The organism is Aeromonas sp. Y318-1 (assembly GCF_027706125.1).
GTDB lineage: Bacteria > Pseudomonadota > Gammaproteobacteria > Enterobacterales > Aeromonadaceae > Aeromonas > Aeromonas hydrophila.
On the sequence record NZ_JAPDCM010000008.1, the window covers coordinates 54,569 to 69,030 of the forward strand.

Genomic DNA, 14,462 nt, shown 5'->3' on the forward strand with positions numbered 1-14,462 from the left:
ACCATGGCGGAAGATGCAGTCGTAAAGCCACCCCGCTGGCGCCGCTGGGGCAAGGAGGTGCTCTGGCTGCTGCTGATGGCGCTGGTCATCTCGACCCTGCTCGATCTGTGGCGCAGCCCGACCCTGGCTGAGGGGGCCATGGAGGCCCCCTTCACCCTGCAGGATGGCACCACCACCAGCCTGGCCGAGCAGAGCCGCGGCAAGCCGCTGCTGGTCTACTACTGGGCCAGCTGGTGTGGCGTCTGCCGCTTCACCACCCCCACGGTGGAGCAGCTCTGGCAGCAGGGTGAAAACGTGCTGACGGTGGCGCTGCGCTCCGGTAGCGATGACCAGTTGCGCGCCGGGATGGCGAAGAAGGGGCTCGCCTTTCCCACCCACAACGATGAGCAGGGGGCGCTGGCCGCTCGCTGGCAGGTGGGGGTCACCCCCACCTTCCTCATCATCAAGGATGGGAAGCTGGTGAGCTGCACCACCGGCTGGAGCTCATGGCTCGGGCTCAAGGCCCGCCTGCTGTGGGCCAGCCTGCGCTGACCCCTGACCTCGACGCCCGGCCAGTCCGGGCGTTTTTTCAACCCCTGTCACACATGGGTCGCCATGGAACTGACAAAATAGTCACAAACGGCCCTAAACCGCCCCTGACGAGGCCCCGCACGACGCTACCCGCACGCCCATCTGTTCGCTTCCTATCCATGGCGATGGCGGCCTGTTTGCGTTAAAATGTCGGGTTTTTGCCGAGCCTGGTTTGCCAAGAGCCCCGCCGCCAGGCCAGCGCAGGGTCAATTCCACGATGCCAGTGAGGCAGGATCCGTCATGAACAACTACTTCCGGGTGTTGGGCGTCAAGTCCAACGCCAGTGAAAACGACATCAAAAAAGCCTATCGTCGGCTGTCGAACCAGTACCACCCCGACAAGCTGCACGGGGCGAGTGAAGAAGAGAAAGAGCAGGCAGCCCTCAAGCTGCACCAGGTAAAGCAGGCTTATGAAGTGCTGTCCGATCCGAAACAGCGGGCCGCCTTCATCAAGGATTTCAACAACGTCATCGTGACCGATCCCGCTGCTGCCATGCAGGAGATGTGGGACCAGTTCTACCCCTGAGCCACCAGGCAAGAAGAGCGACTATGCAAAAAAAATGGGACCAGGCACGGCTCAAGGCCCTGCAAAGCGATGCTAGCGAGAACATCGAATCCTACCGGGATCAGGATGACCCCAAGGGGCTTGAGCAGTTCACCGACCAGATGAAGGCCCTGCTGCTGGCCGACATGAGCATGCTGGAGTTCATGCCCGAATACCTGCCGCTCGCCCTCTATGGCCGGGTGCAGTTCCCGCCCAAGGCCAAGGGGCTGTGGAACAAGTGGCTCGCCAGCGGCGAGCAGCCTTCCTGGGACGAGTTCAAGGTGAGCGTCGGCTTCAACAACGCCGCCCTGCCGCTGGTCAAGGCGGTGCGAGCCCAGAGCGAAAATCAGCTGATGGAAGCCTGCGCCGTGCTGTTCCTGCTCGACAACCCGCTGCCGCGCGGCAGCCACCGCGGTGATGACGACTATGAGCTGCGCGACGAAGAAGAGGAAGACGGGGAAGATGCCGACGCCGATTACCATGGCGGCAGCGACCGCTATGGCGACGACCAGGGCGAGCAGGATATGTACGACGAAGTTCGTTTCTAATTGGGGCAAGGCATGAGCAACAGTCTGATAGAAATTACCGCCATCGAGATCAAAGAGCTGGCCGTCATCGAGCCGAAGCAGGCCAGCGAGAAGTTCGAGCTGATCGCCAAGACCATGTCTGACGACCAGCTGGCAGAAGTGATTGAAAACATTGATATCGTTACCCTGACCCAGATCAACGGCCAGCACGATATCTCCTTCCCCTCCATCATCTCCGAGCTGATGACCCCGGAGCGGATCCGCGACATCGTCTGCCAGCAACCGCTCTACTGGGAAGAGGCGATCAAGAACAACGCCGACGAGCTGCAGCAGCACACCTTCGACTTCCTCAACTACCTGATCCGCACCCAGGATAGCGAAGCCAAGCAGCGCGAGATCCTCGAGTGCGTGGCCGAGGATCCGGCCGGTCTCTTCTACCTCGCCATCCCCTTCATCGAGTTCTATCGCGGCGATCGCTATGAAGAGGACGAAGGCTATCGCGACGTACTGCACGCCGAAGAGGAAGATCTCGAAGAGTCCCTGCGCTACAGCGAGCGCCAGCAGAGCGAGGATGTCCACGACTACGCGCTGGATGACCCGCGCAGCCTCTTGATGCTCATTCGCGAGCTGGCCCCCGAAGTGGAGAAAGCCATCAAGGCACTGCTGCGCAATGAGCACTCCAGCTGGGACGGCATCATCAACAAGTTTGCCGCCGAACTGGTGATGCAGGCCAAAGAGAAGAACAAGGTCGAGGAAGACGAGTACGGCGACGTCGACGACATGTTCAGCTTTCTGGATTAAGGAGTCCATTCATGCAGTTAGTCATTCGCGATGCCAACCAGGGCCCCTTTCTGACCCAGGTGCTGCGCTTTGGCCGCGACAATGAACGTTTGACCGAACAACAGCTGGCTGCCATCAAGGGCAAGGCGGTGCTGATGAGCCTGAAATTCGCCGACAAGTACTACAACAAATACAAGATGCACCTGCTGGAGCAGGCCGCCCACGACGTCATCGGCGTGGTGAGCCTCGGCCTGCAGGAGCTCTCGGCGCGGGATCCGGCCAAGGCGCTGGCGCTGCTGCAGGCGCCGGAAGGCCCCATCAAGCCGTTCCAGAAGGGCTGGTCGATGCTCATCACCGTCAGCCCCAAGCAGGCTGGCAACAGCCTCTATGGTGACGTGGATGCGCGGCTCTTGGACAAGATCTCGAGCCCCCCCGATGTGGAGGAGTGGCAGGGGTGGCAGGAGTACGAGAAGGCGCTGACCGAGCACAACAAGAGCCGCCTGATGGGGCTCATCGACCAGCACTTCTTCGCCTGCGAAAGCGACCACCCCACCATGGAGGACAAGCTGGCCGAGGCGCTGCTCTACCGCATCCTCTGTGGCAAGGGCAGTGGCGCCGCCCCGCTCAAGGTGAAGCAGGATCTCAAGCGCAGGCTGGTGCGGGAGATTGAGCTCGACGAGAGCTGGTACGACACCGACTACCTCGCCGCCCAGCTCGCCCTGATGCTGAGCGCGCTACCCGCCGACATGTCCGCCGCCCTGCACCAGGAGCTGAGCCCGGGCTTTGTGCCGAACCTGCTGCACACCCTCGGCTTTGTGCGCCAGTACCAGCTGCTGCAAAAAGAGGACGCCTCCCCGGAGAAGCTCGACAACATGGAGATGCGCGCCGGTCTCAAGCACCCATTGCTCGGCTGGCCGCTCTATCACGACTTCTAAGGGGCCATGCCCCCTTGCAGGACGGCTCTTGCCTCTCCTCCCACAACGCCCGGCTTGCCGGGCGTTGTGCTATCCGGCATCCCGCTGGCAGCAGAAACCCTTGTCATGGCCGCCGCCCTTGGCAGAAAACTACCCCGTAAGCGTCATTGGCCCCATTTTTGGCAGGGATATAATGACTCCCCCATACCAGAGCCGGGGAACGAGCCGTGAACAGAAAGCCGGACCGCATTACCGCGATGCAGCAGATCATCGACGCCGTGAAGGCGGAATTTCCCCTCTATCAACCGGATACCTTCAAATGCGGGCCGGACAACACCTGCATCGGCTGTCCCAAGAAGCTGATGGAGCTGGTAGATATGGATCTCTGCTACTGGCAATATCAGATCGATCGCGGCATTCCGCCCTCCTTCGACGAGATCCAGCGCTTCGGCAAGATGTGCAAGAACATCCGCCGGGCCCTCGTGCGCAATGGCCGCATCCCCGCCTGAGCGCCGCGCCGCAGCCAAGGGAGAAGCACCCGCCGGCAACCCCCGAGAGGCACAGTTTATGACCCAGGAAAGGATACAGACCCGCTACACCCTGAATGGCCCCCTTGCCAGTCACGCCGAGCTGGAACAGGCCATCGCCCGGGCGATAGAGGCCCACAAGCAAGACTTCTTCCCCCTGCTGGAGCGGCTGGTGGATGTGGGTGACAGTCGGGTCAAGCTCAGTCAGAAAGAGCCACTGCGGGTACTGGGGGTGGAACTCGACGGAGCTAACACCGGCGGCAGTGCGCGCCTCAGTTACGAATCCAACTTCGCCGAGAGTTGCCGGCTGATCGACGAATATGACCAGCACCAGACCAGCGTGGCCTTTCATCTCGACGGAGATCAGCTGATATTCGATCTTGAGCTGCCCATACAGTGGAATTTCGACAACTGATTTGCGGCAGTGCAATTCGCCTTGTTGACGGCGCCCAACGGTTACTTTCCTTCACGCTGCCCCTCTCCAAACGAGAGAGGGGCACTAAACATATTGCAGCAACCGGCTTTCACGCTTATCTGATCACGCTTCGCCAATCAAACCTGCGGCCCTGCCACTTCGTTATAAATAAAACATGACGCTAAGCGGTCACCACACATAACCGTTTAAGCAGCCGATAAAGAAAGACGGGTTGCACCAGCGTCAGCGCTATCACCAGCCAGGCCAGGGTAGCCATATTGCCCAAGTGACCATCGACATCCGTCAACAGCATCGAAGAGACGACGGCGGCCGAACCGCTGAATATATGCTGGAACACATTCTGCAATGACATAAACCCTGCTCGTTCCCCGGGCTCTGCGACCTGGCTATTAACAGCAGCAGCCGTGATCGTCCGTGTCGATGTCACCACCATGAACAAGGTAAAAATGACCATGGTCGGCAACAAGGGGGACCCCAAGAAACCATCCCAGACAATGGCGATAATCAATCCCCCTGCCCACAACGTGATACGCACTGCGCCAACGCGGTCCATCAAATAACCACCCAACTGCATCGCGATCACGCTGAGAACACCGCCCATGACATAGTACTGACTCATATCGCTGCGAGGCACACCGAGATTGAACTGAAAATAGGCCGCCATGTTCGGAACAATAAGGAAGGTGCTGAAAATAGCCAATCCGATTGCCATAAATGCATGCCACACCACGGCTCGTTTCAACATAGCCGTGATTGAAAAAACCTTTTGGTGTTGCCCTAAGTGGGAAGTCATATTCGGCAGCCGCATAAATACCATCACGCTGACGCACAAGCCCCCCCCCCCGACGACATAAAAAGGTGCGCTCCACCCTTTCAACATGGCCAATTCCAATCCCAAGGGCACACCGGCAATGGCTGACAACGAGAAAGCCCCCATCACTATCGCCATCGCTCGACCACGTTGTGGTACTGGCGTGGCATCCACGACGATCGCCATTGCTATCGACGTTGCCGGACCGGCAAATATACCTGCCAACAAACGGGTAAAGAACAAGCTTTCCATATTCCACGCCAAGGTGCAGGCCCAGGTGGATAGTGTGACGCCCAGCAATGAGAGCAATGCCACCTTTTTTCTATCAAATCGATCAATATATCTGGCACATAATAAAGATGATAATGCGGCGGCAAGTGCATATCCTCCCCCCAAATATCCTATATAGGTTGGACTGATATCTAGCGCACGAGATAAATCAGGCCCAAGCGGCATGATCATCATAAAGTCCAGCGCACTCACCAATTGGATAAAGGCGGCCAGCCAGACGCATCCCATATCCATCACTGCACCATTAGAATGAGGTTTATTACCTGATTTGTATTTTTCCGATGTCATAGTGTTCATGCTCAATATTTGGAGACAGACAGCATACCCACTACCATCATCTATTTTTATCCTTTAAAATGGCACAGACTGTTATCATATCAGGGACAATAGATGCGTACCGGCCTGGACTTTACTTCATCAAGGATATTTATTGCCGTAGTTGAACAAGGCAGTTTTGTCGGCGCATCCAAAACCCTTGAAATACCGACCTCAAACATCAGCAGAAGTATTGCTCAGCTGGAAGAGAGACTGTCACTCCAGCTTATTGAACGCAGTACTCGGCATATGAAACTCACTCAGGCTGGCCAGCTGCTCTATACCCGAGTAAAACCCTTGCTGGAATCACTGGAGCAAACCGAGGCTGAATTGACATCACAGCAGATTCAGCTGAAAGGGCCACTGCGCCTGTGCATTCCCAATGAAGCCGGCCCCAGACTGCTCGGTACCGCGATAGCGGACTTTGCCTGTCAGCATCCCGAAATAAAGATCAGCTGTATTACCAACCTGTCAGGATTTGAGACATTAAGAGAAGACCTGGACATAGCCGTCATCATTCACAGAGGAAAGCTGGATGACAGCGATTATATCGCCAGCCATCTGACCACCATTCCTTGTACCGTGGTTGGCTCTCCGGCTCTTATTCAGCGGTGCGGGCTTCCCAGCCACACGACACAGCTACAAGACCTTCCCTGTATCACCACGGTAAACGCCCTGAAGGGAATGCCTTGGCAGTTCGCTCGTCCCGACGTTGAATTTTCCACCGTTCAGGTCAATGAACATTACCGTGTCAATAGTGGTGAACTGGCGCTAAAAGCCGCGCTCGCCGGGGTCGGATTTGCCATTCTTGCCAAGATGTCTTGCCAGGAGTTTATTGATGATGGCAGCCTGGTTGAGATTGAACTTGAATTACCCGCAGCCCCATTGCAGTTGTTTGCTGTTTATGCAAATCGACAATATCTACCGGCTAAAACGCGCGTATTTATTGACTTTATACGGCAAAACATCATTAGTTATCAGTAACTAATACCGGTAAAGCCTCAGTTGGTAACATCGGCTTTGCAAGATACCAAAACCCGGCGGCCATCGTTCTCGAACGCTGATTACTCTTTCCCATCAGACCCGCGGCTCTTTCACTTTAAGCCACGCTCTGCTGAGAAATTCAGAAATTTTACCGTTAATTATCGTGTGTATATCATCTCTGTTTACTCCTGGTGCATCATTACAAATAGCTGGTGCCAGTTTATTTAATTGAGCAGAGCATGGAGAGAGAAAAACAAAATGACCGGCATTGTGTATTACCTGAAATTCTTTTTCTGCAGCCAACGTGGTGGCCAGGTCTCTGGCATTTTCTTTCCAAGAAAGCTCTTCATCCTTATCACCAGTAAAAATAAGGGTAGGGGCAATCACTCTTCTGAGTGAGCCGGGAGCGAATGCCATGCTCACCGGAGCCATGAAAACCCATGCCTTTATCCTAGAATCGGGGTGCACAACTAGACCAGGATGGTCATTTATCATTACCCCTTTGTTTGAACATATGGCACTCATGTCATATTTACGACAATAATTTTCATAGCGTCCTGCATCAATATCTCCTTCTCTCAACAACAATCCTGTTGCTCCACCGGCAGAGAAACCAATAAATGCTATCTTATCTTTATCAATATATTTAGCTAGTTCAATATCATTGGTCGCAGCAGTAATAACGGCAGATATTTGTAATGGACGACCATACCAGGAACTAATGGCCCCTGCCCCTGTCTGATCCTTGTAGTTATCACCAGGATGCGTGAGGGTAATAACAATATTCCCCTGCCGAGCCAGAGTCGTGGCAAGGTCATGATGACTCCATAAACTACCGGCGTTGCCATGTGAGATCACTATGGCTGGATAGCGGCCTGGTACTATATTCAGCGCCTTTTGTGCCGCTATTTGATAAGGGCCTATCGTACTTGGTGTTTTTTCTGCGGCCACACCGGGATAGAAATATACGGCATCCATAAGCTTTTCACCTACAGGATCAGTCACTATGAGACGCTTAAACCCTGTATATTCAGCCGATACGACGAAGGATGGCAAGGCACTGCACGTACATATTGCACAAAGTAAAAAATAACGAAAAAGAAGCCTCATCAGATATCCTTTCTGATCCAATCGACATTGGGACGACACGCTACCACTATCCCCATGAGGAGTCATTTTTCACAAAAAAATGGGAGCGAATAATTCGCTCCCATCTTGTATAGATCCGTTGACTACCCTTCCTGATTTTCCCCGGCTGCCGGTTCTGCGCCGGCGACGGTTTCAATCTCGATGCGATCGACCCGCTGCAGACCACGAGGCAGTTTGGCACCACGGCGGCCGCGCTCGCCGCGGTAGTAGTCAAGGTCAGCTGGCTTGAGGGTCAGCTTGCGCTTGCCGGCAAACAGGGTCACCGACTGGCCCTGCGGAATGACGGCGGCCATCACCACAAACTCCTCTCGCGCCTTCACCCGTGCCGAGGGGATGCTGATCAGCTTGTTGCCCTTGCCTTTGCCGAGCACCGGCAGGGTATTGAGCGGGAACAGCAGCATGCGCCCTTCGTTGGAGATGGCCATGCAGAGATCGGTGTCCGGCGCGCCTATCTTCTGAGGTGCCATCACCAGACCCCCTTCCGGCACGGTGAGCAGCGCCTTGCCGTTCTTGTTCTTACCGATCAGGTCGTCATATTTGCAGACGAAGCCGTAACCGGCGTCGGAACAGATCAGATACGGCTCGCCTTCGTTCCCCATCACCAGATGACGCACCTCTTCACCAGCCCCCAGCGCGAAGCGGCCGGTGAGCGGCTCACCCTGACTGCGGGCGGAGGGCAGGGTATGGGCCTCCAGCGAGTAGGTTCTCCCCAGGGTGGAGAGGAACACCGCCTGCTGGTTGCTGCGGCCATGGGCGTGGGCGAGGTAGTTGTCCCCCGCCTTGTAGGAGAGGCCCTCCACATCGACGTCGTGGCCCTTGGCGGCACGCACCCAGCCCTTGTCGGAGAGGATCACGGTGACCGGCTCACTCGGGGTGAGCTCCTTCTCGGTCAGGGCCACGGCGGTGGCGCGCTCCACCAGCGGGGTGCGGCGATCGTCACCGTACTTCTCGGCGTCCGCCAGGATCTCTTTCTTGAGCAGGGTGCTGAGACGGCGCTCGGAGCCCAGGATCAGTTCCAGCTTGTCGCGCTCTTCGGCCAGTTCGTTCTGCTCGGCGCGCAGCTTGAACTCTTCGAGCTTGGCCAGGTGGCGCAGTTTCAGCTCGAGGATCGCCTCGGCCTGGGTCTCGCTGATGTTGAAACGCTCCATCATCACCCGGCCCGGCTCCTCCTCGGTACGGATGATCTCGATCACCTCGTCGATGTTGAGGTAGGCGATCAGCAAGCCTTCGAGGATGTGCAGGCGAGCCAGCACCTTGTCGAGACGATACTGCAGGCGGCGGCGCACCGTCTCGCGGCGAAAGCTCAGCCACTCGGTGAGGATGGTCTTGAGGTCTTTCACCTGGGGCCGGTTGTCCAGACCCAGGATGTTGAGGTTGACCCGGTAGTTTTTCTCCAAGTCCGTGGTGGCGAACAGGTGGGCCATCAGCCCCTCCACGTCCACCCGGTTGGAGCGCGGCACGATCACCAGACGGGTCGGGTTCTCGTGGTCCGATTCATCGCGCAGATCGGTGACCATCGGCAGCTTTTTGGCCACCATCTGGGCGGCAATCTGCTCCATGATCTTGGCACCTGAGGCCTGATGGGGCAGCGCCGTGATGACGATGTCGCCATCTTCCTCACTCCAGACCGCCCGCTGCTTGATGGAGCCCTTGCCGGTTTCGTAGATTTTGCGGATGTCGTCGCGGGGCGTGATGATCTCGGCGTTGGTCGGGTAGTCCGGCCCCTGCACATGGGCCATCAGGGCATCCAGGCCGGCATTGGGGTTGTCCAAGAGCTCCACACAGGCGTGGGCCACTTCCCGCGCGTTGTGGGGCGGGATATCGGTCGCCATGCCTACCGCGATACCGGTCACCCCGTTGAGCAGGATGTGCGGCAGGCGGGCGGGCAGCACCACCGGCTCTTTCATGGTGCCGTCGAAGTTCGGCGTCCACTCCACCGTGCCCTGGCCGAGCTCGGAGAGCAGCAGCTCGGAGAAGCGCGACAGCCGCGCCTCGGTATAACGCATGGCGGCGAAGGATTTGGGATCGTCCGGCGCACCCCAGTTGCCCTGACCGTCCACCAGCGGGTAGCGGTAGGAGAAGGGCTGGGCCATCAGCACCATGGCTTCGTAACAGGCGCGGTCGCCGTGGGGGTGGTACTTACCCAGCACGTCACCCACGGTACGGGCGGATTTCTTGTGCTTTGACAGCGCCGACAGACCCAGCTCGCTCATGGCGTAGATGATGCGCCGCTGCACGGGCTTGAGGCCGTCGCCGATATGCGGCAGGGCCCGATCCATGATGACGTACATGGAGTAGTTCAAGTAAGCCTGCTCGGTGAAGGTGCGCATTGGCTGGCGCTCTACCCCGTCCAGACTGAGCTCTAGATCGCTCATAGATTTGTTCTCTTTCGGTTATAGAGTCGGTTGGCGCTCTACTTCATCCACAGACTGAGCTCGATAGCATCACTCATGTGATTATCTCTTTCGGTTCGGGAGCCGCCACAGGGCGACTCCGGCTAAATGCTTGCCGGCCCCGACAGGGCCGGCCGACGGCTTAGATGATGGCGAGGTTGCCCTTCTCTTCCAGCAACTCCTCATAGCACAGGGGAGTGATCTAGATGATGGCAAGGTTCCCCTTCTCCTCTAACCATTCACGGCGATCGCTCGCCCGCTTCTTGGCCAGCAACATGTCCATCAGCTGCAGGGTCTCATCCCCCTCGGCCTCTGGCCCCATGGTGAGCTGCACCAGACGGCGGGTGTTGGGATCCATGGTGGTTTCCCGCAGCTGTTTCGGGTTCATCTCACCCAGCCCCTTGAATCGGGTCACCATCACCTTGCCCTTCTTCTTCTCGGCTTCGACCCGCTGCAGCACGCCGTTCTTCTCGTCTTCGTCGAGGGCGTAGTAGACCTCCTTGCCGATATCGATCCGGTAGAGGGGCGGCATGGCCACATAGACGTGGCCCTGATTGACCAGCGCGCGGAAGTGTTTCACGAACAGGGCGCAGAGCAGGGTGGCGATGTGCAGACCGTCCGAGTCCGCATCCGCCAGGATACACACCTTGCCGTAACGCAGGCCGGAGAGGTCGTCGGAGTCCGGGTCGAGCCCGATGGCCACCGAGATGTCGTGCACCTCTTGCGAGGCGAGCACCTGACCGGCCTCCACCTCCCAGGTGTTCAGGATCTTGCCGCGCAGCGGCATGATGGCCTGAAACTCGCGATCCCGCGCCTGCTTGGCACTGCCGCCCGCGGAGTCACCCTCTACCAGGAACAGCTCCCCCTGCATGGGGTCGGCGCAGCCGCAGTCGGTCAGCTTGCCGGGCAGCGCCGGGCCCTGGGTTATCTTCTTGCGCACCACCGTCTTGGCGGCGCGCATCCGGCGCTGGGCGCTGGATATGCAGAGCTCGGCCAGCTGTTCGGCCAGCTCGGTGTTGCTGTTCAGATAGAGGCTGAAGGCATCCTTCACCACGCCGGAGACAAACGCCGAACTCTGACGGGAGGAGAGTCGCTCCTTGGTCTGACCGGCAAACTGCGGATCCTGCATCTTGATGGAGAGGATATAGGCGCAGCGATCCCAGATATCTTCCGGAGTCAGCTTGACCCCGCGCGGCAGCAGGTTGCGAAACTCGCAGAACTCGCGCATGGCATCGAGCAGGCCCTGACGCAGACCGTTGACGTGGGTACCGCCCTGGGCGGTGGGGATCAGGTTCACATAGGATTCGGCGAGGCATTCGCCCCCTTCCGGCAGCCAGCACAGCGCCCAGTCCACCGCCGACTGCTCGGTGCTGAAGGCGCCGACGAAGGGCTGCTCCGGCAGGCAGGTGAACTGCTTGACCGCATCGACCAGATAATCCTTGAGGCCATCTTCATAGCACCACTCCAGCTTGATGCCGGTGTTCTTGTCGAGGAACTTGATGGTCAGACCCGGGCAGAGTACCGCCTTGGCCTTGAGCAGGTGTTCCAGCTTGGAGACCGAGAACCTAGGAGAATCGAAGTAGTGGGCTTCCGGCCAGAAGCGCACCCGGGTGCCGGTGTTACGGCGCCCGCAGGTGCCGGTGATGGTCAGCTCCTGCACCTTCTCACCCTTCTCGAAGGCGATGTCGTAGACCTGGCCGTCGCGGCGCACCGTCACCTCGACCCGCTCGGAGAGGGCGTTCACCACCGAGATACCCACCCCATGCAGACCACCGGAGAACTGGTAGTTCTTGTTGGAGAACTTGCCGCCCGCGTGCAGCTTGCAGAGGATCAGCTCCACCCCGCACACCCCTTCTTCCGGGTGGATGTCGACCGGCATGCCGCGACCGTCGTCGATCACCTCGAGGGACTGATCTTCATACAGGGTCACCTCCAGGGTACGGGCGTGACCCGCCAGCGCCTCGTCGACGCTGTTGTCGATGACCTCCTGGCCGAGGTGATTGGGCCGGGTGGTGTCGGTATACATGCCGGGGCGGCGACGCACCGGTTCAAGGCCATTGAGGACCTCAATGGCATCCGCATTGTATTGAGTAGACATGGAGGGCCTTGCGAATTGACGTTTGGGGAGAATCTTACTCGTTGGGAGGGTATTGGACAAACCCGGCGGCGGCAAAGCTTGATCCCGACGGGGTAAGTCGCCCCGCCGGCCCGTTCAGCGCGCCTCGGCCGCCACCGGCAGCGCCTGCTGCAACTGGGAGAGCGAGCTGTGCAGCCGCCACACCATGCCGGCCAGCTCCCGCGCCGTCGGCTCCCTGTGGTTGGCCAGGGCCGCGCTGATCCGCTGCAGCTCGGCCAGGGTGCGATCCAGGGAGGCGTGCTGCACTCCCTGCTCGGTGAGGATCCCCTGCAGAGAGCGGATGCAGTTGTCGCGCACCAGGTAGAGGGGCTGATCCTCGCCGCGCCACTGACGCAGCTGCCAGACGATGTGGCTGCAGTTGAGCAGCACCACGCCCCAGCGCAGCACCCAGAGGCGGGCGGTCTGATCCTGGCTCTGGCTGAGCTGGCTGATGCAGTGATAGATGAGCGATTCGAACTGGCTCTCGCTCTGGCGCGGGGCCGGCTCCAGTTGATCCATGAAGTGGCGGCGCAGGGAGCGGATCAGGCGGCGGCTCTTGCGCCGATCCGAGCTCGGTCGCAGCAGCTGGAATGCCAACCCGGCGCTCATCACCCCCAGCGCCTGCCCCAGGCTGCTGTTGATGTACTGCAGATAGTCGTAGCTGGGCGGATTGGTGATGGCGAGAAAGGAGCCGAGCAGCACGATGAGCTGGCCCCACAGCACCGCCTGCCTGGGCTGTTGCTGCTTGAACAGCTGCATGGTGATGAGCACGGGGAACAGCAGAGCGCAGAAGAGCCAGAAGTCGTCGAGCCGGATCATCAGGCCGAACTTGACCGCGAAGCAGATGAGGCTGAGCAGCAGGATCGCCTTGAGCATGGTGTTGGCCCCCTTGGCAGGTGCCGGGGTGGCCGAGTAGAGCACGCAGCAGATGGAGAGCAGGGTCAGCGCCGAGCTGCCCGCATCCCACTGACTGTGGATCCAGAAGGCACAGCCGAGCAGCACGCAGAGGAAGGTACGCCCGCCGTTGTAGGCCGCCTCCAGCGTGTCGGTGTGGCTGGTGAGCGAAGAGTGGCGCGGCGGTGCCGGCCACTCCTGATCGTCGTAACGGGCCAGCCGATCCAGCCAGCGCTGACACTCCAGATAGCTCCAGCAGAAGTGGCGCAGCCGTCGCCAGAAGGTGTGCAGCCGGTAATCGCTGGCCGCCGTCGGCACCAAGGGGGCCAGCAGCCGGGCGATGCGGTACTTGTCGCAGCCGGGTTGGTCCAGCTCGACCAGCAGCCGCTCCAGCAACGCCTGCAGCCCCTCCGGTTGCTCCGGCCAGTTGTGCAGCATGCGGCGCTGGCTGGAGATGAGGCTGATGAGCCGCAGCTGGCGATGCAGCAGGAAGTTGAGCAGCCGGTTGTGGCGACGCAGCCGATGGTGGCTCCAGACCGCCTGGATGCGCAGCACGTTCATGGTGAGGATCTGGCCGATCAGCCCCTCGTGGGCGGTGCGCACCTCCGGGCTCGCCTCCCCCAGCCAGAGCAGCTGGGCATGCTCCAGCAGGCGGGCCTGGGTCTTGTGCAGCGACTGCAGCAGGGTCTCCCCATCCGAGGTGCTGGGCAGAATCATCATCAACAGGCCACCGCAGAGGATGCCGATGATCACCTCGCTCACCCGGGCCTGGGCGATGTCGAAGATGTGCTGCGGGTCGGTCACGTTGACGCAGGAGAAGGCGATGATGGCAGCGGTGTAGCCCGCCAGCGCAAAGGCGTAGGAGACGTTGTTCTGATGGTGGTTGGAGATGTAGGTGCACAGCGCCAGCCAGAGCGCGATGAGGAAGCTGAACAGCAAGGGATCGCTGATGCCAAGGCCGGTGATCACCACCGCCGCCATGGCACCGATGAGGCTGCCAACCACCCGCCCCAGACTCTTGCTGATGACCCCGCCCACGGTGGGAAAGCTCACCACGGCCGCTGACGTCATCGCCCAGTAGGGGGAATCCAGCTCCAGCACGAAGGCCAGCCAGAGCGACAGGCACATCGCCAGGCTGTTGCGCAGGGCGTAGCGCCACTGGCCGCCATTAGCCTTGCCCCAGGGGGTCTGGTGCCAGAGCGAGGCGGCCAC

The 14,462-nt window shown here is 59.3% G+C and carries 13 protein-coding genes; 8 read left to right on the forward strand and 5 right to left on the reverse strand.

Annotation, left to right across the window (positions count from 1 at the left end; all coding sequences use genetic code 11):
- Positions 1–3: 3 nt before the first annotated feature.
- The 7 genes from OKB87_RS13080 to OKB87_RS13110 all read left to right on the forward strand — a co-directional run bounded on the left by OKB87_RS13080 (position 4) and on the right by OKB87_RS13110 (position 4,276).
- Positions 4–531, forward strand: coding sequence for a protein disulfide oxidoreductase (locus OKB87_RS13080; protein WP_270827685.1), 528 nt, complete (start codon positions 4–6; stop codon positions 529–531).
- 279 nt (positions 532–810) lie between these two features.
- Positions 811–1,095 (forward strand): cold adaptation protein ActJcold adaptation protein ActJ, encoded by a 285-nt coding sequence (gene atcJ, locus OKB87_RS13085; protein ID WP_005305278.1) that lies wholly within the window; start codon positions 811–813, stop codon positions 1,093–1,095.
- Between the two features lie 23 nt (positions 1,096–1,118).
- Positions 1,119–1,661, forward strand: a complete 543-nt coding sequence (gene atcA / locus OKB87_RS13090; RefSeq protein WP_270827686.1) for a cold adaptation protein AtcA — start codon at positions 1,119–1,121, stop codon at positions 1,659–1,661.
- 12 nt (positions 1,662–1,673) lie between these two features.
- The gene (atcB, locus tag OKB87_RS13095) at positions 1,674–2,441 is read left to right on the forward strand and encodes a cold adaptation protein AtcB (RefSeq protein WP_005343119.1); all 768 of its coding nucleotides are present in this window, start codon (positions 1,674–1,676) and stop codon (positions 2,439–2,441) included.
- Between the two features lie 11 nt (positions 2,442–2,452).
- Positions 2,453–3,355 carry a cold adaptation protein AtcC gene (atcC, locus tag OKB87_RS13100; protein WP_270827687.1) on the forward strand — a complete coding sequence of 301 codons (903 nt, stop codon included), beginning with the start codon at positions 2,453–2,455 and terminating at the stop codon, positions 3,353–3,355.
- A 236-nt stretch (positions 3,356–3,591) separates the two neighbouring features.
- Positions 3,592–3,843 (forward strand): hypothetical protein, encoded by a 252-nt coding sequence (locus tag OKB87_RS13105; protein WP_270827774.1) that lies wholly within the window; start codon positions 3,592–3,594, stop codon positions 3,841–3,843.
- A gap of 58 nt (positions 3,844–3,901) precedes the next feature.
- Positions 3,902–4,276: a hypothetical protein gene (locus OKB87_RS13110; protein WP_270827688.1), complete on the forward strand. Its 375-nt coding sequence runs from the start codon at positions 3,902–3,904 to the stop codon at positions 4,274–4,276.
- A 181-nt stretch (positions 4,277–4,457) separates the two neighbouring features.
- Here OKB87_RS13110 and OKB87_RS13115 read toward each other — a convergent pair whose 3' ends face one another.
- Complete coding sequence (locus OKB87_RS13115; RefSeq protein WP_270827689.1) at positions 4,458–5,702, reverse strand: MFS transporter; 1,245 nt, start codon at positions 5,700–5,702, stop codon at positions 4,458–4,460.
- 87 nt (positions 5,703–5,789) lie between these two features.
- On the opposite strand from OKB87_RS13115, the gene OKB87_RS13120 reads away from it, so the two are divergent.
- Positions 5,790–6,698, forward strand: coding sequence for a LysR family transcriptional regulator (locus tag OKB87_RS13120; protein ID WP_077095176.1), 909 nt, complete (start codon positions 5,790–5,792; stop codon positions 6,696–6,698).
- A gap of 93 nt (positions 6,699–6,791) precedes the next feature.
- Here the strand turns inward: OKB87_RS13120 and OKB87_RS13125 are convergent, their stop codons facing one another.
- The 4 genes from OKB87_RS13125 to OKB87_RS13140 form a co-directional block, all read right to left on the reverse strand.
- Positions 6,792–7,808 (reverse strand): alpha/beta hydrolase family protein, encoded by a 1,017-nt coding sequence (locus tag OKB87_RS13125; protein ID WP_270827690.1) that lies wholly within the window; start codon positions 7,806–7,808, stop codon positions 6,792–6,794.
- Between the two features lie 122 nt (positions 7,809–7,930).
- Entirely contained in the window at positions 7,931–10,222 is a 2,292-nt protein-coding gene (gene parC / locus OKB87_RS13130) for a DNA topoisomerase IV subunit A (protein ID WP_270827691.1), read from the reverse strand.
- Between the two features lie 220 nt (positions 10,223–10,442).
- Positions 10,443–12,338 (reverse strand): DNA topoisomerase IV subunit B, encoded by a 1,896-nt coding sequence (gene parE, locus OKB87_RS13135; RefSeq protein WP_005305312.1) that lies wholly within the window; start codon positions 12,336–12,338, stop codon positions 10,443–10,445.
- Positions 12,339–12,452: 114 nt separating this feature from the next.
- The gene (locus OKB87_RS13140; protein ID WP_270827692.1) at positions 12,453–14,462 is read right to left on the reverse strand and encodes an FUSC family protein; all 2,010 of its coding nucleotides are present in this window, start codon (positions 14,460–14,462) and stop codon (positions 12,453–12,455) included.